We start from the raw sequence: 17,089 nt of genomic DNA on the forward strand, positions 1-17,089 counted from the left end.
AGCCGACAGAGATCGTTTGCCCCTGGACTGATGCCCAAATTACGGGCACGCGAGAGAAGTCCAACCCGGCGGCTGGATAAGAATCGGCTTCCCTGCCGCATTTCGATAAGGATTTAACACCGATCGTTCGCCTGGACCTGACCAGTCCAGAGAGAAAAGGAATCAGCCAGCGGCCTGCGCCGCCCTCATGAAATAAATCGGCAGAACGTCGTCTTCCATGTAAGTCACCGATTCCCAGGCATCCCTTTGCTTGAGCAGCTCCATCAGCAGTCGATTGTTCAAACCATGGCCGGATTTATGGCCGGTAAACGAACCGATCAGACTGTGTCCGAGGAGATAAAGGTCCCCGATCGCATCCAGAATCTTGTGTTTTACGAACTCGTCGGCGTAACGCAACCCATCTTCGTTCAAGACGCGGTAGTTATCCACCACTATCGCATTATCCATGCTGCCTCCCAGGGCCAGCCTGCGTTTGCGCAAGGCTTCGATATCGCGCATAAAGCCAAAGGTCCTCGCTCGACTCACTTCCTTAACAAAAGATGTCGATGAAAAATCGATGCTGGCCGTTTGCACATCCTTGCGAAAAGCCGGATGTTCGAAATCGATCGTAAAGGTAACTTTAAAGCCGTCATAAGGCTCAAAACTAGCCCACTTATCACCGTCTTCAACCCTAAGTTTGCGCTTTATCCGAATAAAACGCTTCGGTGCGTTTTGCTCCTCCACGCCCGCCGACTGAATGAGAAACACGAATGGGCCGGCGCTGCCGTCCATAATGGGTACCTCCGGCGCGCTCACATCGACATAGGCATTGTCGATTCCGAGCCCGGCGAACGCCGATAGGAGATGCTCGACGGTGGAAATCTTCACGTCCCCCTTGACGAGGGTTGTCGATAGGGTGGTTTCGCCGACATTTTCCGGCCTTGCCTCGATGATGACGGGTTCAGGCAAGTCCACGCGCCGGAATACAATACCCGCGTTAGGAGCAGCCGGACGGAGGGTCAGATAGACCTTCTCTCCGGTGTGCAACCCGACTCCGGTACCTCTAATAACGTTCTTTAGTGTTCTTTGCCTGATCATTCGACTCACCTATCTTGTCTGACTATCCCCAAAAATCCCTCATATAGCCCTGCACAGTTTAAACCGCCCAAGCATACGAACTACGCAGGGCTCAGACCAGTGGGGGCGGACCGAAGCGTCCTCGCTACTTTCTCAATCGGCCTGACGGCGCAAGAACGCCGGAATATCTAAGTAATCGAGATCCATATCCTTCTTCGCTTCCGCCCGAACATCATGCTTGGGCTGCTTGCGAATTACAGTCGGACGCTGCAATTGATCATAATCGATCTCACCCGTGTGCTTATGCACCAACTTGATCGTCGCTTCGTTCGCCTGCCGCTGGTTGTTTAGTCCCGTCGCCACCACCGTAACGCGCACTTCATCGTCCAGCTCCGGATCGATGGCCGTACCAATCACGACGACCGCGTCATCCGAAGCGAAGTCTCTTATGGCGTCGCCCACCTCGCTGAACTCGCCGATCGAGAGAGTTTGGCAGGCCGTAACGTTGACCAGAACGCCACGCGCGCCCTGAAGATTGATGTCTTCGAGCAAGGGACTGGCGATGGCTTTTTCGGCTGCCTGGCGGGCACGGTGCTCGCCGGTACCCACACCGGTACCCATCATCGCCATGCCCATCTCGGACATTACCGTACGCACATCGGCGAAGTCCACGTTGATGAGCCCCGGCCGGGTAATGAGATCGGCGATGCCCTGCACCGCGCCGAGCAGGACATCGTTCGCGGCAGCGAAGGCATTGATCAAGCTGACGTCTTTGCCCAATACCGGCAACAGCTTCTCGTTCGGAATCGTAATCAGCGAATCGACGAATTGACCGAGCTCCTCGATGCCTCTTTCCGCCACGCTACGCCGTTTCTTGCCTTCGAACGGAAACGGTTTGGTGACCACGGCAACCGTAAGAATACCCGCTTCCTTGGCAATCTCGGCAATCACCGGAGCCGCTCCAGTCCCGGTTCCGCCGCCCATGCCGGCGGTAATAAACACCATGTCCGCACCTTCCAGAACTTCCATGATGCGATCGCGATCATCCAAGGCGGCCTGTCGGCCGATTTCCGGATTCGCTCCCGCTCCAAGCCCCTTGGTCAGTGCATTTCCCAGCTGAATGACCGACTTGGCCCGAATGTTCTTCAAAGCTTGCGCATCGGTATTGGCGCATATGAATTCAACGCCCTCGACATGGCTGTTGACCATGTGGTTGAGAGCATTTCCACCACCGCCCCCGACGCCAATTACCTTGATAACCGCGTTTTGGCTATAAGAATCCACTAGTTCGAATTGCATTGTTTCCACCCCGTCTTAACTGCATTTCCACTCCGGGGAATTTTCGATCCTAAAAATTACCCGTGAACCAACTCTTCATCCTTGCCCACAACCCTTTAAAGCCCGTTCCCAAGGGCATATACCTCCCCGCCAGCGTCTGGTGCTGCTTGCCGAATAGAAGCAGTCCGACGCCCGTCGCGTAAATCGGATTTCGAACCACATCGGTCAGACCGGTGACATACTGCGGCAAACCCAGGCGTACCGGCATGTGGAAAATTTCTTCCGCCAACTCCACCAATCCCTCGACCTTGGCGCTGCCGCCACTCAGCACAATTCCCGCCGCGATCAAGTCCTCGAAACCGCTCCGACGCAGCTCTTGCTGCACCAGCAACAGCAGCTCCTCGTAGCGAGGCTCGACGATTTCAGCCAAATTCAAGCGGGAAATCTGGCGCGCCGGCCTGTCGCCGATACTGGGCACCTCGATGGTGTCCTCCAGCTTGGCCAATTGGGTTAACGCACAAGCGTGTTTGATCTTGATTTCTTCGGCGAACTGGGTCGGCGTCCTAAGCGCCACCGCGATGTCGTTGGTTACCTGATCTCCGGCAATAGGAATGACGGCCGTATGGCGAATGGCTCCGTCGGTGAATACGGCCACATCGGTGGTTCCTCCACCGATGTCTACTAAGCATACGCCGAGATCCTTCTCATCTTCGGTCAGCACCGCCGTGCAAGACGCAAGCTGTTCCAGGATGATGTCCTCGACGTCCAGGCCGCAGCGACGAATACATTTGATGATGTTCTGCGCCGCACTGACCGCGCCGGTTACGATATGCACCCGTGCTTCGAGACGGATTCCCGACATGCCGACCGGTTCCTTGATACCTTCCTGCCTATCGATCACGAACTCCTGCGGCAGGATGTGAAGGATTTTCTGATCCGCCGGGATGGCAACCGCGCGCGCCGAATCGATTACGCGATCCACGTCGCTCTGGGTTACTTCCTTCTCCTTGATGGCGACGATGCCGTGCGAATTCATGCTGCTGATATGGCTGCCCGCGATGCCCGCATAGACCGACTGAATCCGGCATCCCGCCATCAATTCGGCTTCCTCGACGGCACGCTGGATCGATTGAACCGTGGTCTCCAGGTTGACCACCACACCCTTTTTCAGGCCGCGGGACGGATGGGTACCGATACCGACCACCTCGATTTCACCGTCCTCGTTTATCTCACCGACGATGCAAGCCACCTTGGAGGTACCGATATCCAAGCCAACGATGAGATTCCGATCTGATTTTCTAGCCATTGCAATGAATCTTTGTTTTTAATTCACGTCAGGTATATATCCTGCTCCGAATTCGGCCGCGCGCGATGCAATCGGGTTGGGCCAGAGAAACAAGATCCGCTTGGGATTGCGGTCTGAAAATCACTGCAAACCCGTTCGGATAGCGCAAGTCCACTTTCTGGAGCGCCGCAATTCGCGCTTCGCCCAAGCGCGGCAATAACGTCAGCAAACGTTCCAGCGCAAGAGCCGGATCTTGTTTTCCGAACTCGATTTCCACGCCACTGGCCAGACGAGCGCTCCACGCCCGCCGCCCCGTGAGCTTCAAGGAATCGATTCGCATACCTTTCTGCTTTAACTTCCCGTTCAATAGATAAAGCATGCTCAAAAGCTGCTTTTCCTGTCCCGGTGGGCCGTCGAGGATCGGCAACTTCACATAGGACTGGACGTTTCCGGGCGAAAACCGCCCCCCGCGATCGTTGATCAGCCCACCGTCGCTGGTGCGGGCAACCGGTTTTTGCTCAACGACTTTCAGCAGCAAGGTATCGGGCCAGAGCCGAGCAACCTGAACGCTGTCTAACCAAGGAAATGATTTGGCGGCTTCTTCAATGCCATGCGTATCCACTAGAAAATATCCGACCTGGGTCAACGGCAGCAAAGTCCTCGTGAACTCTGCCGCATCGAGATTCCGAATCTCCCCCTCCACGCGCACATAACGTATGGGCATGAAACCCTTGATCTGCCCGAGATCGACACTCATGGCAGCCAGACCGCAGAGAGCCACGACCCCAAAAAAGAACAATGCCCTGACGGGCACCGCTTTAGGCCTCGGCATCGCCCTCTCCGCGACGCGGGAAGCTCGTTTCCAATATTCGCCACGTCAAGTCCTCGAACGATAAGCCCGCCACTTTCGCCGCCATCGGAACCAAGCTGTGGTCGGTCATGCCGGGAACCGTGTTGACCTCGATCAACCACGGCTGGTTATCTTGATCGACCAAAAGATCCACCCGAGCCCAGCCGGTCACGCCGAGCGTATCGCAAGCTTGTAGAGCCAATTTCTGGAGAGCGGCCTCCTCTTCACGGGGAAGTCCGGCCGGACAGTGATAACGAGTGGTCTCGGCGCGATATTTGGCATCGAAATCGTAAAAAGAATGGGGCGTTTCCAAGCGAATCAACGGCAACGGCTCGCCGTCGAGCACGCCGGCTGTATATTCCCGACCGACAATCCAAGCCTCCGCAAAAACCGCGCAATTATAGTGTGAAGCGCGTTCCCATGCTTCCATTAATTCGATTTTATTTTCGGCCCGCCCCATTCCGATGCTGGAACCCTCTTGAGCGGGTTTCACGATGACCGGGAATCCCAGCAGATCGGCGCACCGGTCTACGTCCTCCGGCCCTTGAAGTTTCATCCAGCGCGGCGTCGGCAATCCCGCTCCGAGCCAGCACAGCTTGGTCCTGAGCTTGTCCATGCTCAAGGCCGACGGCAGGACACCGCTTCCGGTGTAGGGCAGTCCCAAGGCTTCCAGAGCCCCTTGAAGAACGCCGTCTTCGCCACCCCTTCCATGGATCACGTTGAACACGCGGTCAAAATGTTGTTCGAGCAGCGGCTGTATCGGATTTCTCGTTACATCTATGCCGACCGCATCGATGTTATTTTTCAACAAGGCCGCCAAAACCGCCTGACCGCTCTTCAAAGAAATTTCGCGCTCCGCGGCGGCACCGCCCATCAACACGGCAACACGTCCAAATTCAGCCGATTTCAGGATTCGCTTGCTCATTCAATCTCTCCTCGTCGATTTTTCGCCCACGATCCGAACTTCGGGAATCAAGTGCTGCCCGAATGTCTGCTCAACGGTCGTCTGGACGAACCCTATCAGAGCCTCGATATCGGCCGCCCTGGCCGCACCCGTGTTAATGATGAAATTGGCGTGTTTTTCGGAAACGCATGCATCGCCCATGCGATACCCCTTGAGCCCGCAGGCTTCGATAAGGCGCGCAGCATGATCGCCCACCGGGTTCCGGAACACCGAGCCGCAATTCGGCAGATTGATGGGCTGCGATGCGCTTCGTTTAGCCAGCAACGCCCGGATTCGTTCGCGGCTGGCAACCGCATCACCAGACTGAAGCCGGAGCTCACAAGCCAAAAACCATTCGTTCTCTGGACCCTTCACGCTGCGGTAGCCAACGAGAAAGTCGCCCCCGCTGCGGTCCCGCAACGTACCGGAACGGTCGACCGTCACCACCCGCGCCACCAGGGGCCATGTCTCGCCGCCGAATGCCCCGGCATTCATTGCAAGGGCGCCGCCCATGGTGCCCGGAATTCCCGCCAGGAATTCGGCGCCGGTCAGTTCCTGTTCCGAACAAAATCTGGCCACGTGAGCGCAAGGCACGCCCACCTCGGCATAAATGCGTCCGGAACCTGAACGCCGGAGTACTCTCAAACGATTTCGGGTACAGATAACCGTACCTCTGATTCCGCCGTCCCGAACCAGCAGATTACTGCCCAGGCCCAGCCAGAAAACCGGTTCATTGGGAGGCAGCGAACGCAAAAACAGAACCAAATCGTCCGCGTCGGCCGGCAAGTAAAAGCGATCGGCCGGTCCACCGACGCGCCAGGAGGTGTGGTTCGCCAGTGGCTCGTTATAGCGCATCTCGCCCCTTAAACCGAGCGAACTGACCGCGCTTATCCCATCTTCGCAGACCGCAGTCACTGGATTGCTCCGACCGGCATGTCGGTCAAGCACAACGGCAATTCGACAGCAACTTGCCCGATGCTTCCGGCCCCGAGCGTCAAAACGACATCGCCCGGCTCGACTATGCCCGGAAGGATTTCAGCCAGGTCGCTTACCTTTTCGACGAAAACCGGATCGATCTGGCCTCGCACCCGGATCGCCCTCGATAATGCCCGCCCGTCCGCGCCGATTACCGGCGCTTCGCCGGCGGCATAGACATCGAGTAGCACCAGAACGTCGGTTTTGGACAGAACCTGCACAAAATCCTCGAACAGATCGCGCGTCCGCGTATAGCGATGCGGCTGAAACACCAATACCAGCCGCCGGTCCGGCCAGGCTTGGCGCGCCGAGTCGAGGGTCGCCGCAATCTCTCGCGGGTGATGCCCGTAGTCGTCGACGAAAGTGACGAAGGAGCCGCCGAAAGGTACCTCGGCATTGATCTGAAAACGCCGTCCAATACCCCGAAATCCCAGCAAAGCACGCTGTATGATCTCGTCGGAAATACCCAATTCTCCAGCGATGGCAATTACTGATAATGAATTCAATATGTTATGCCGCCCCGGGAGATTTAGGCTCACGTCGAGCGGTTCATCGCACCCCGACCTAAGCACCGAAAAATGCGAACGCAATCCGTCTTGACGGATATTCACGGCCCGGATGTCGGCTTCCGGACTGAAGCCGTAGGTTTTCATCGGCTTACTGATTTCCGGCAGAATATCCCTGACGCCCGGATCGTCCAGACACAGCACGGCCAGACCGTAGAACGGCACATGATGCAAGAATTCGACGAAGGCCCTCTTCAGTCTGCTGAAATCACCGCTATAGGTCTCCATGTGGTCCCGGTCGATATTGGTGACCACGGCAATCATGGGCTGCAAATATAAGAAAGAGGCATCGCTCTCGTCCGCCTCGGCGACAAGATAGGAGCCTTTGCCGAGCTGAGCGTTGGTGCCTACGCTGTTGAGGCGCCCTCCGATAACGAATGTAGGATCGAGTCCGGCTTCGGCAAGTACGCTGGATGTCAGGCTGGTCGTCGTGGTCTTGCCGTGGGTGCCGGCTACGGCGATGCCGTAGCGGAACCGCATCAGTTCGGCGAGCATCTCCGCCCGCGAAATGACCGGAATTTTCTGGGAACGTGCAGCATCGACTTCCACGTTGGATCGATTGACGGCGCTGGATACGACCACGACCTCGGATTCCGCGATATGCACGGGCGCATGACCGAAGAATATTTTCGCGCCGAGTTCAGCCAAGCGCCGTGTATTGGCATTTTCATTAAGATCCGAGCCCGAGACCTGATACCCGAGATTTAGAAGAACCTCGGCAATGCCGCACATGCCGGTGCCGCCGATCCCGACGAAGTGAATCCGACGGATGCGGTTCATGCCGTATTGTCCCGCGATTTGCTCAGGCAGCTTCACGGTCGACCTCATTCAGGCAGATTTCGGCTACCACCTGGGCCGCATCCGGCTTCGCCAGGGCCGATGCGCGCTCCGCCATGGCCTTCAGTCGGGCCGGTTCCTGCATCAGGGCGGTGATTTCTTCGGCAAGACGCTCCGCGGACAGCTCGGCCTGAGGAATCAGCACGGCCGCTCCATTATCGACGAGGTACCGGGCATTGTGAGTCTGATGATCGTCTATGGCGTATGGATACGGAACCAAGATCGACGGCAACCCCGCCGCGGTCAGCTCACTGATCGTCATCGCTCCCGAACGGCAAACCACCAAATCTGCCCAGGCGTAAGCCTCGGCCATGTCCTCGACAAATGCTTCGATCCGCGCCGACAGTCTCAATTGTGCGTACCGGACCGCTGTTTTTGCCCGCATCGCCTCTCCGGTCTGATGAAAAACGCGAATCGGCATCTCAACCCTCGCGAGGGCCTCCGGCACGATCTCGTTCAAAGCCCTGGCGCCTTGGCTACCTCCGAGAACCAAAATCTTAAGGGGCTCGTCCCATCCGGCCCCGATTTCTCGTTTAAGAAAAACAATTTCTTGCCGTACCGGATTTCCGGTACAGAGCGCTCCCAACTTGGGTGCGAAACTATCGGGAAAAGCTTCCAATACCACTTGCGCCCTCCGGGCGAGCCAGCGATTGGTAGTTCCTGGAATGCGGTTTTGCTCATGAAGCACCAAGGGGATACCCAGCAGACGCGCCATAAGCCCCCCCGGCCCCGAGACGAATCCCCCCATCCCGAGAACCACGCTCGGCTTGACGCGACGCAAAATGAACAATGCCTGCAAGCAAGCTTTCGTCAGCATGAACGGAAAACTCAACTTGGCTAACCAGCCCTTGCCGCGCAAACCTGACACCGACAACCATTCCACGGGGATACCGGCCGCCGGCACGACTCGCGCCTCCAACCCGGACCGAGTCCCCATCCAGACTACCTCGTGCCCCCGCGCCAAAAGCTCCCGCGCGACCGCCAAGGCCGGATACACATGACCGCCGGTACCGCCGGCCATGATCATCAGACGTGCGCCCATTTGGCCCTAACCCTGGGCGCCGCGGCATAAGCCTCGAGGGCTTCGCTCCGAACCCGAAATAAAAGTCCTAATGCCGCACACATAACCATCATGCTTCCGCCGCCGTAACTCATCAGCGGCAAGGTCAGTCCTTTCGTGGGCAACATGCCCATATTCACTCCCATATTGATAAACGATTGAAGTCCAAACCAAATACCGATGCCGTAAGCAACGAACGCACCAAAGCGGTTCTCAGCCCGGTCGGCCAGCTGACCTATTACGAGCGCACGCCAAACAATCAGCATAAACAGCGAGATAACAGCGGTGGTACCGACCAATCCCAACTCTTCGCCAATGATGGAAAAGAGAAAGTCGGTATGCGCCTCCGGCAAATAAAACAGCTTTTGCACGCTCGAACCCAAACCCACCCCGGTCCACTCGCCGCGACCGAACGCGATCAGGGCCTGGGTAAGCTGAAAACCGGTATCGAGCGGATGTTCCCAGGGATTGGTAAAACTGAGTACGCGCTTCAAACGGTATTCAGCGCTGTAAATCAGCCCAACCCCGGCAAATGTCATTAGGCCGAGCAGTACGCCGAACTGCCATAATCTCGCACCACCCAGAAACAACATGCCCAGTGCCGTCGCCATGACTACCGCAGTCGCACCGAAGTCGGGCTCCATGAGCAGCAGTAATGCACCTATGGATAGCAGCGCCAGAGGCCGGATCATTCCTTGAACCGAGTCGCGCACCGTGCGGAGATGACGGTGGATATAGCTTGCCGTATAAATGACGGCGATGAGCTTGAATACCTCGGAAACCTGAACCCGTATGCCGAATAAGTTGATCCAGCGCGAACTCCCGTTCACGACCTTGCCGACGCCGGGCATCAAAACCACGACCAGTAGAACGAGCCCAAACAGGAACAAGCTCAACGACGATTTCTGCCATGACTCTAACTTGACCGAGGCGACGGCGCAACCGGCGCAAAGACCGAGAGCGATGTGGACTAGCTGGTGTCGGGGGAAATAAAAGCTGTCCTCGGCGAGTTTCTCCCCGAGGTGCAGAGAGGCCGAGGCAACCATTACGAAACCGAGGAGCAGAAGCCCTAAGGACGCAACCAATAAGACAGTGTCCAAATAAAAGCGCCGGTCCCCCCAATGCAGCACCAACCCGCGCCCGCGGACTGTCACTTTCGCCCTCATGGCGAAAGCCCCATGACTTCTTCCGTGAACACCCGTCCCCTTTCCTGATAGTCCTTGTATTGATCGAGGCTGGCACATGCCGGAGCCAGCAGAACCGAATCGCCACGCTGCGCCAAGGACCGTGCAGCCCGGACCGCCTGACGCATATTTTCGACGCGGACCGTGGGAACGACATCTCTCAACGCCGTTTCCAACAACGGGGCGTCTTTGCCCATCAGCACCGCCGCCCGCACCTTTTCGGCGACTACGGGTCTGAGTACGGAGAATTCTGCATCCTTACCATCCCCCCCCGCAATCAGTATTGCCTTTGTATGCAACCCGGCCAAGGCCGCCATGCACGCACCGACGTTGGTGGCTTTGGAGTCGTTAATCCACGTGACGCCGTCGATTTCCGCCACCGTTTGCATCCGATGCGCCAGCCCCTCAAACTGTTCGAGCGCATTGATCATGGCCGCTTGCGACAAGCCGATCGCTTCTCCCAGCGCGACGGCAGCTAGGGCGTTGGATACATTATGGCGTCCTTGAATACCGATTTTCTCAGTCCGGATCAGCGGCTCGCCGTGACTTGTCAGCCACTCCGCTCCGTCGGCGACCGAAATGCCGTAATCGACACCCGACTCCCGCAAGCCGAACCACACACAGCGTCGATCCGGTTCCACCATCGCCGCAACCATAGGATCGTCGCGATTCAGCACCATTACGCCCTGCCCGCGAAAAATTCGTCGCTTGGCATCGGCATAAGCCTGGATGTCCGGATAGCGATCCATATGATCGGGGCTGATGTTGAGAACGGTCGCTGCGTCCGGCCTTAAAAGCGAGGAACGCTCCAACTGAAAGCTCGACAGCTCTAGAACGTAAAGCTCCGCTCGGTCGTCCAGAAGCTCCAGCATCGGTGTACCGAGATTCCCCCCCACTCGCACATTCCTGCCGTCGGCTTCCGCCATCAGGCCGACTAGTGTCGTTACGGTACTTTTGCCGTTCGCTCCCGTGATCGCCAGAATGGGCGCTTTCGCCATGCATGCGAAAAGATCGAGATCGCCGAATACCGGTATCTTCCGCCGTTGAGCCTCCTTGATTTTCGGCTGGTCCAACGGCACGCCCGGGCTAACGATCAAATGGGTAGCGGCCGAGAATGCCGCACTGTGAAGGCCGCCCAGAAAGACTCCGGCGTCGGGGCAAGTCTCGCGCAATTCTGCCAGACACGGGGGCCATTCCCGAGTATCGGTCACCGCAAATTCGATACCTTGGCCTGCCAGAAAACGCGCTACCGAAAGACCGGTCTTGCCCAACCCGAAAATCAGAACACGCGCGGAGCGGCGGTCCAATCCGAGTTTGTCCAATGGATTTACGGCATCAAGATAAACCTCTGCGTTTGCCGCCATCTTTCACCTCAACTTCAAGGTCGCGAGTCCAATCAAGACCAGAATCACGGTGATGATCCAAAAGCGTACGATCACGCGCGGTTCCGGCCATCCCTTTAACTCGAAATGATGATGAATAGGTGCCATGCGAAAAATACGGCGACCGGTGAGCTTGAATGAAATGACCTGAAGCATCACCGATAAGGTCTCCATGACGAACACGCCGCCCATGATCATCAGCACGATCTCTTGCCGGACCAAAACAGCGAGTGTTCCGAGAGCGGCGCCCAGCGCCAGGGCACCAACATCGCCCATGAAGACCTGAGCCGGATAAGCGTTGAACCAAAGAAATCCGAGCCCGGCCCCCACCAAGGCGCCGCAAAATACCACCAACTCGCCCGCCTTGGGTATAAACGGAATGCCTAGGTATTCGGCAAAGTTCACGTTGCCCGAGACGTAGGCAAAGATGCCGAGAGCACCGCCCACGAGCACCGTCGGCATGATGGCGAGACCGTCGAGGCCATCGGTCAGGTTCACCGCATTACTCGAACCTACGATCACGAAATAGGCCAGAATTGGATAGGCGAAACCCAAGTTCAGCACAACCTGCTTGAAGAACGGCACAATGAACTGAGTCTCGGTCGAGACCGTGGCAGTGCCATAAAGAAACACCGCTGCCGCCATACCGACCACGGACTGCCAAAAGTACTTGTGTCGTGCGGCCAAGCCGTCGCTATTGCGCAGTACCAGCTTTTTGTAATCGTCGACGAAACCCACCAGGCCGAATGCCAGCGTGACCAGCAAAATGACCCACACATAGCGATTGCTGAGATCGGCCCAAAGCAGGGTGCTGATCGCTATCGACACCAGAATGAGCGCCCCGCCCATGGTCGGGGTTCCGGCTTTGGAAAAATGGCTCTGCGGCCCGTCGCTCCGGATACTCTGTCCGACTTTATATTTACTGAGGTGTCGGATCATCACCGGTCCGACAATGAATGAAATGATCAGGGCGGTTAACACGCCCAAAATGGCTCGTAACGTCAGATACTGAAAGACGCGAAAAACGTCGAAGTACTTTTGGAGAGCCTCTGCCAGTATCAGCAGCATAGATCGCTCCGCTCCCGCAATGCCTCTACTACCCGCTCCATATGTTGACTGCGTGAACCTTTAATCAATAACACAACGTTCTCGTTAATCTGCTGTCGTATTTGTTCAATCAACTGGTCCTGCTCTTGGCAATACAGAGCACCTTCGCCGAAAGACTCCGCCGCCCGGTCCGCATTCGGGCCCACGGCAAATAACCGAGCCACGCCCATCGCTTTCGCTTGGCGGCCGATCTCGGCGTGCAACTCCGCGCTCGCCTCACCCAGTTCGCCGAATGCGCCCAAGGCAACCCAGTGCTCGCCCGAAAGCTGCCGTAGCACATTTAGAGCGGCCCGAAAGGAATTGGGATTGGCGTTGTAGGCATCGTTAATCAACAAGGATCCTCGAATGCCGTTTGCCGGCTCGACGCGCCCCGGCACCGGAACAACGCGGGAAAGCCCTGTCCGTATCTGTTCGATATCGAAACCCAGTGCGTAAGCCACCGCTGCCGCCGCTAGCGCATTCGTCACGTTATGATTTCCAGCCAAGGACAAAGCCAGAGGATAACGGCCTCCTTGATATAGAAGATCGAAGGACGAGCGGAACTTACCGTCGCTTATGCCCGTTCGTATGGAATCCGCATCGGCGCGTACCACAGCATCGGGGCCGAAGCCGAAACTGATGACCTCCCGGGAGCCGGCCATTTCGCGCCAGCGTCCGAAAAAACGATCGTCCGCATTGAGCACGGCGGTACCGTCCGGCCCGAGTGAAGCAATCAATTCTCCTTTTGCTGACGCCACGCCCTCGAGCGAGCCGAAACCTTCCAGATGCGCCGCTCCGGCATTGGAAATTACGGCGACGTCCGGTTTCGCCAATCCGGCGACGTAAGCAATCTCGCCCGGATGATTCGCACCCATTTCTATTGCTGCAAAACGGTATTCGTCCGCCAGCCGCAACAACATCAAAGGAACACCGATATCATTATTGAGGTTGCCCTGCGTCTTGAGCACCGGTGCGGCAACTCCCAGGATGGCCGCAATCATCTCTTTGACGGTCGTTTTTCCGTTGCTGCCGGTGATGCCGACTAAACGACCGGTCCAACGATCGCGGCAAGCCGCCGAAAACTGTCCGAGCGCTATTCGTCCGTCTTCGACCCTCACTTGTGGCAATTCGCAATCGGTCCAGCGCTCGACCACTGCTCCACAGGCACCCGCCGATTTCGCTTGGGCGACGAACTCGTTGCCGTCGAACCGGGCTCCGCGAATAGCCAGATAGAGATCACCGGGCTTCAAAGAGCGGGTATCGATACTTAGATTCTCGAATGCCACATCGTCGCCATGCCGCTCACCGCCGACAATCGTGCTGAATTCGGAAAGACGCATCTTCATCTCGGCAACTCCAGTGCGGAAAGGATTTCCATTACCACTTCGCGATCACTGAAAGGATATTTCTGGCCTTGAATTTCTTGGGTGTCTTCGTGTCCTTTTCCAGCTACCAGAACGATGTCGCCGACAGCCGCCCGTCCGAGTGCCCAGGCGATGGCTTCACGGCGATCGCGGATCGTGACGGTATTACCGAGACGACAACCGGACCGAATATCCCGGATGATCTGGTCACCATTCTCGGAGCGGGGATTGTCATCGGTCAATACGACGCCGTCGGCCAGATCTTCTGCGACGGCACCCATCAGCGGCCGCTTGCCGCGGTCGCGGTCGCCGCCACACCCGAAAACCACCCACAACTTTCCTTCGCAATGCCGACGCAAGCTCCTCAAAACACTGGCAAGGGCATCGGGGGTATGGGCGTAATCCACGACAGCGGTCCGCCCTCGCTCGGAAAATCGTTCCATGCGTCCGGGCACGGGGCGAACATTCTTGAGCAGTTCCGCTGCTTCGGGCAATTCGCAATCCAAACCAAGCAAAACGGCCAAGGAAGCAGCCAGATTTTCCACGTTGAAATCGCCGTAGACCGGTGCGAACACATCGGCAAGCTGCTGACGATACCGTGCCTGAAAAGCGATTCCTTGCGAATCTTGATGTACGACGCTTACGGAGACCACGGCTCCAGATTCGATTTTTCGCTCGCGCGAACTAAAAGCGACCAATTTTAGATGAGATGGTGCCCGGCTCAAAATGGCGTCGGCGATCGGATCATCGGCGTTGAAAACCGCGAATTCGAGCCCCGGCCAAGCCAGAAGACGTAACTTTGCTTCCAGATAGGCATCCATCGTACCGTGGTAATCCAGATGATCACGGCTGAAATTCGTGTATAGCGCCCCCTTGAAACGGACGCCGTTGAGTCGACCCTGAACCTGGCCGTGGGACGAGGCTTCCATGGCTATGAACTTGACGTCTTGGCCGTGCAGGCGAGCCAAAAGATCGTGAACTTCGATGGCGTCCGGCGTGGTGTGGTGAGTAATCTCGAGTGAGCCGGGCACCCCCCAGCCCAGAGTTCCGATTACGGCAGCCGGCGCTTTAGCCGAAAGTGCATCGGCGAGGAAGTGGCTACACGAGGTTTTGCCGTTGGTGCCGGTAATGCCGACAATGTCCAAGAACGCGGACGGCTCGCCGAAAAAACGATCCGCGATAAAGCCGATTTTTTGGTCGAGCGACTCGACCGGCATGCAGGGCATTCCGGCAATACCCCTTGCCAAAACATCGCCGTCATCCGCGGGATCATAAATGATGGCCGAACAACCTTGCCGAATCGCCTGTTCGGCATGGTGCATGCCATGCGAACGGTGTCCCGCCAGCGCCACGAAAAGATCGCCTGGACGAGTGCGCCGACTGTCATGACTGAGTCCGCCGACCTCAACCGAACGCGAAACGGGAGCATCGACAAAGCCGGACAATAAGGCATCCAGCCTGTGCGCCCGAATCTGTGTTTCGACGGTCGTCATGCGGGCTCATCCTGCTGCGCGGCGAGGATTGGCATGATATCTCCCTGATCCGGGGCGATGTTCAACAATCGCAAAGCCCCCTCCATGACACGCGAGAAAACAGGCGCGGCCACCGCTCCGCCGTAATACTCGCCTGCTGACGGCTCATCGATCATGACCACCATGACTAGGCGTGGCTTGCTTGCGGGCGCCATTCCCGCGAAAACCGACAAATAACGCGAAGATGAGTAGCCGCCCACCCCGCTTTTCTTGACCGTCCCGGTCTTGCCGGCCACGCGAAAGCCTGGAATGGCAGCCTTCAGCGCGGTCCCTTCACGGGTCACGACTTGCTCCAGCATTGCGCGCACGCCGCCAGCGGTCTGGGCCGACATGATCCGATGCAATTCGGGTGAGTTGTTTCGCTTGACCAGACTTACCATGGGCATCACCCCGTCATTGGCCAAGGACAGGTAAGCTCTCGCGAGCTGTAACGTCGAGGCGGATACGCCATAACCAAAGGACAAGGTCGCCTGTTCGAACGGACTCCAGCCTTGATAGTCCGCAAGGCGACCATTGGCCTCACCGGGAAAACCGGTCTCCAAAGGTTGGCCGAAACCTAGATTGTTATAGAACGCCCAGAACTTTTTCGAAGGCAAGTTGAGCGCGATCTTCGTGACGCCCACGTTGCTCGACTTTTGAAGGACATGCGCAACATCGAGAACGCCATAGTTGTGGATATCCTTGACGATGTTGTGTCCCACGCGCATCGTACCCGGCGCCGTATCGATCACGGTATCGGGGCGGTACAGTCCGAGCTCCAGGCCCAGGGCCACAACAAACGGTTTCATCGTCGAACCCGGCTCGTAAATATCGGTGATCGCCCGGTTGCGCGACGCACTGCCCTTGACCTGAGTACGGCTGTTGGGGTTGTAGGAAGGCTGATTGACGATCGCCAACACTTCACCCGTCTGAGTATCCAGCAACGCCAAAGAGCCGGAGCGCGCTTGATGCTGAAGTACGGCTTTCTTGAGTTCTCGATACGCTAAATATTGCAGGCGCTGATCGATGCTCAGAGCAAGATCCTTGCCGGGTACCGGCGGCCTGATGCTTTCCAAGTCTTCGATGACGCGCCGCTTGCCGTCACGGATTATCCGCTTGGCGCCCTCCACGCCCTTCAGCCAATCGTCGTAGGCCAATTCCATCGCCTCTTGGCCCTTGTCATCGATATTGGTAAAGCCGACCAGGTGAGCAGCCACTTCTCCGGTGGGATAGTACCGACGATATTCGCGCTCCGAATAAACACCCGCGATGCCCAGCGCAATCACCTGGTCGGCCAATTCTGGGCTTATCCTTCGCTTCAGATAAGCGAAACTGCGATGCTCGTCGCTTCCGACGTGTTTCTCGAGCGCGCCGGACGATAGGCCTAGAAGATCCGCCAAGGCTTTGCGCTTGTCCGCCGGAATCTGTGCCTCGCGGAACTCCTTCGGATTGACCCAGATGGATTTGACCGGCGTGCTGATGGCCAGCAACTCTCCGTTACGATCAAAAATCCGCCCCCGGTGCGCCGGCACCGGTAATATCCCGACGTGACGCAGATCGCCTTGACGTTTTAAGAATTGTCGATCCAACACCTGTAGGTAAACGGCGCGTCCGATCAAACCCGTCATGGCGACCAGCATAACGATCAACAGAAAATACCAGCGACCGCTGTAGTCTGCCTCATTTACCGGCCTGGGTTGGATAATCAACAT

General features: G+C 57.2%; 14 protein-coding genes. All 14 read right to left on the minus strand.

Annotation, left to right across the window (positions count from 1 at the left end):
- Nucleotides 1-162: 162 nt before the first annotated feature.
- A complete protein-coding gene (lpxC, locus tag B2A78_RS03260) occupies nucleotides 163-1,077 on the minus strand; it encodes a UDP-3-O-acyl-N-acetylglucosamine deacetylase (RefSeq protein ID WP_077728476.1) in 915 nt (304 codons plus the stop codon).
- A gap of 132 nt (nucleotides 1,078-1,209) precedes the next feature.
- Nucleotides 1,210-2,355 (minus strand): cell division protein FtsZ, encoded by a 1,146-nt coding sequence (gene ftsZ / locus B2A78_RS03265; protein WP_077728477.1) that lies wholly within the window; start codon nucleotides 2,353-2,355, stop codon nucleotides 1,210-1,212.
- Nucleotides 2,356-2,404: 49 nt separating this feature from the next.
- Nucleotides 2,405-3,640, minus strand: coding sequence for a cell division protein FtsA (ftsA, locus tag B2A78_RS03270; protein ID WP_077728478.1), 1,236 nt, complete (start codon nucleotides 3,638-3,640; stop codon nucleotides 2,405-2,407).
- 28 nt (nucleotides 3,641-3,668) lie between these two features.
- A complete protein-coding gene (locus tag B2A78_RS03275) occupies nucleotides 3,669-4,451 on the minus strand; it encodes a cell division protein FtsQ/DivIB (RefSeq protein ID WP_077728479.1) in 783 nt (260 codons plus the stop codon).
- A complete protein-coding gene (locus tag B2A78_RS03280; protein WP_077728480.1) occupies nucleotides 4,438-5,394 on the minus strand; it encodes a D-alanine--D-alanine ligase in 957 nt (318 codons plus the stop codon). Before B2A78_RS03280 ends, B2A78_RS03275 begins: the two co-directional genes overlap by 14 nt.
- The gene (murB, locus tag B2A78_RS03285; protein WP_077728481.1) at nucleotides 5,395-6,267 is read right to left on the minus strand and encodes a UDP-N-acetylmuramate dehydrogenase; all 873 of its coding nucleotides are present in this window, start codon (nucleotides 6,265-6,267) and stop codon (nucleotides 5,395-5,397) included.
- Nucleotides 6,268-6,323: 56 nt separating this feature from the next.
- The gene (murC, locus tag B2A78_RS03290) at nucleotides 6,324-7,781 is read right to left on the minus strand and encodes a UDP-N-acetylmuramate--L-alanine ligase (RefSeq protein ID WP_077728482.1); all 1,458 of its coding nucleotides are present in this window, start codon (nucleotides 7,779-7,781) and stop codon (nucleotides 6,324-6,326) included.
- The gene (murG, locus tag B2A78_RS03295) at nucleotides 7,756-8,832 is read right to left on the minus strand and encodes an undecaprenyldiphospho-muramoylpentapeptide beta-N-acetylglucosaminyltransferase (protein WP_077728483.1); all 1,077 of its coding nucleotides are present in this window, start codon (nucleotides 8,830-8,832) and stop codon (nucleotides 7,756-7,758) included. Before murG ends, murC begins: the two co-directional genes overlap by 26 nt.
- Nucleotides 8,817-10,016, minus strand: a complete 1,200-nt coding sequence (gene ftsW, locus B2A78_RS03300) for a putative lipid II flippase FtsW (RefSeq protein ID WP_077728484.1) — start codon at nucleotides 10,014-10,016, stop codon at nucleotides 8,817-8,819. Before ftsW ends, murG begins: the two co-directional genes overlap by 16 nt.
- On the minus strand, nucleotides 10,013-11,398 hold the full coding sequence (gene murD / locus B2A78_RS03305; protein ID WP_077728485.1) for a UDP-N-acetylmuramoyl-L-alanine--D-glutamate ligase: 1,386 nt from the start codon (nucleotides 11,396-11,398) through the stop codon (nucleotides 10,013-10,015). Before murD ends, ftsW begins: the two co-directional genes overlap by 4 nt.
- 3 nt (nucleotides 11,399-11,401) lie before the next feature.
- The gene (gene mraY / locus B2A78_RS03310; protein ID WP_077728486.1) at nucleotides 11,402-12,484 is read right to left on the minus strand and encodes a phospho-N-acetylmuramoyl-pentapeptide-transferase; all 1,083 of its coding nucleotides are present in this window, start codon (nucleotides 12,482-12,484) and stop codon (nucleotides 11,402-11,404) included.
- Nucleotides 12,475-13,848: a UDP-N-acetylmuramoyl-tripeptide--D-alanyl-D-alanine ligase gene (murF, locus tag B2A78_RS03315; RefSeq protein WP_077728487.1), complete on the minus strand. Its 1,374-nt coding sequence runs from the start codon at nucleotides 13,846-13,848 to the stop codon at nucleotides 12,475-12,477. The genes mraY and murF overlap by 10 nt, the downstream gene beginning before the upstream one ends.
- A complete protein-coding gene (locus tag B2A78_RS03320) occupies nucleotides 13,845-15,359 on the minus strand; it encodes a UDP-N-acetylmuramoyl-L-alanyl-D-glutamate--2,6-diaminopimelate ligase (protein ID WP_077728488.1) in 1,515 nt (504 codons plus the stop codon). Before B2A78_RS03320 ends, murF begins: the two co-directional genes overlap by 4 nt.
- A complete protein-coding gene (locus B2A78_RS03325; protein ID WP_077728489.1) occupies nucleotides 15,356-17,089 on the minus strand; it encodes a penicillin-binding transpeptidase domain-containing protein in 1,734 nt (577 codons plus the stop codon). The genes B2A78_RS03320 and B2A78_RS03325 overlap by 4 nt, the downstream gene beginning before the upstream one ends.

This window comes from Methylocaldum sp. 14B (assembly GCF_002005105.1).
Lineage (GTDB): Bacteria > Pseudomonadota > Gammaproteobacteria > Methylococcales > Methylococcaceae > Methylocaldum.

Excerpts from the sequence above, each read along its gene's own strand:
- lpxC (WP_077728476.1), bottom strand. The coding sequence starts at position 1,077 with ATGATCAGGCAAAGAACACTAAAGAACGTTATTAGAGGTACCGGAGTC.
- ftsZ (WP_077728477.1), bottom strand. The coding sequence starts at position 2,355 with ATGCAATTCGAACTAGTGGATTCTTATAGCCAAAACGCGGTTATCAAG.
- ftsA (WP_077728478.1), bottom strand. The coding sequence starts at position 3,640 with ATGGCTAGAAAATCAGATCGGAATCTCATCGTTGGCTTGGATATCGGT.
- B2A78_RS03275 (WP_077728479.1), bottom strand. The coding sequence starts at position 4,451 with ATGCCGAGGCCTAAAGCGGTGCCCGTCAGGGCATTGTTCTTTTTTGGG.
- B2A78_RS03280 (WP_077728480.1), bottom strand. The coding sequence starts at position 5,394 with ATGAGCAAGCGAATCCTGAAATCGGCTGAATTTGGACGTGTTGCCGTG.
- murB (WP_077728481.1), bottom strand. The coding sequence starts at position 6,267 with ATGCGCTATAACGAGCCACTGGCGAACCACACCTCCTGGCGCGTCGGT.
- murC (WP_077728482.1), bottom strand. The coding sequence starts at position 7,781 with ATGAGGTCGACCGTGAAGCTGCCTGAGCAAATCGCGGGACAATACGGC.
- murG (WP_077728483.1), bottom strand. The coding sequence starts at position 8,832 with ATGGGCGCACGTCTGATGATCATGGCCGGCGGTACCGGCGGTCATGTG.
- ftsW (WP_077728484.1), bottom strand. The coding sequence starts at position 10,016 with ATGAGGGCGAAAGTGACAGTCCGCGGGCGCGGGTTGGTGCTGCATTGG.
- murD (WP_077728485.1), bottom strand. The coding sequence starts at position 11,398 with ATGGCGGCAAACGCAGAGGTTTATCTTGATGCCGTAAATCCATTGGAC.
- mraY (WP_077728486.1), bottom strand. The coding sequence starts at position 12,484 with ATGCTGCTGATACTGGCAGAGGCTCTCCAAAAGTACTTCGACGTTTTT.
- murF (WP_077728487.1), bottom strand. The coding sequence starts at position 13,848 with ATGAAGATGCGTCTTTCCGAATTCAGCACGATTGTCGGCGGTGAGCGG.
- B2A78_RS03320 (WP_077728488.1), bottom strand. The coding sequence starts at position 15,359 with ATGACGACCGTCGAAACACAGATTCGGGCGCACAGGCTGGATGCCTTA.
- B2A78_RS03325 (WP_077728489.1), bottom strand. The coding sequence starts at position 17,089 with ATGTTGATTATCCAACCCAGGCCGGTAAATGAGGCAGACTACAGCGGT.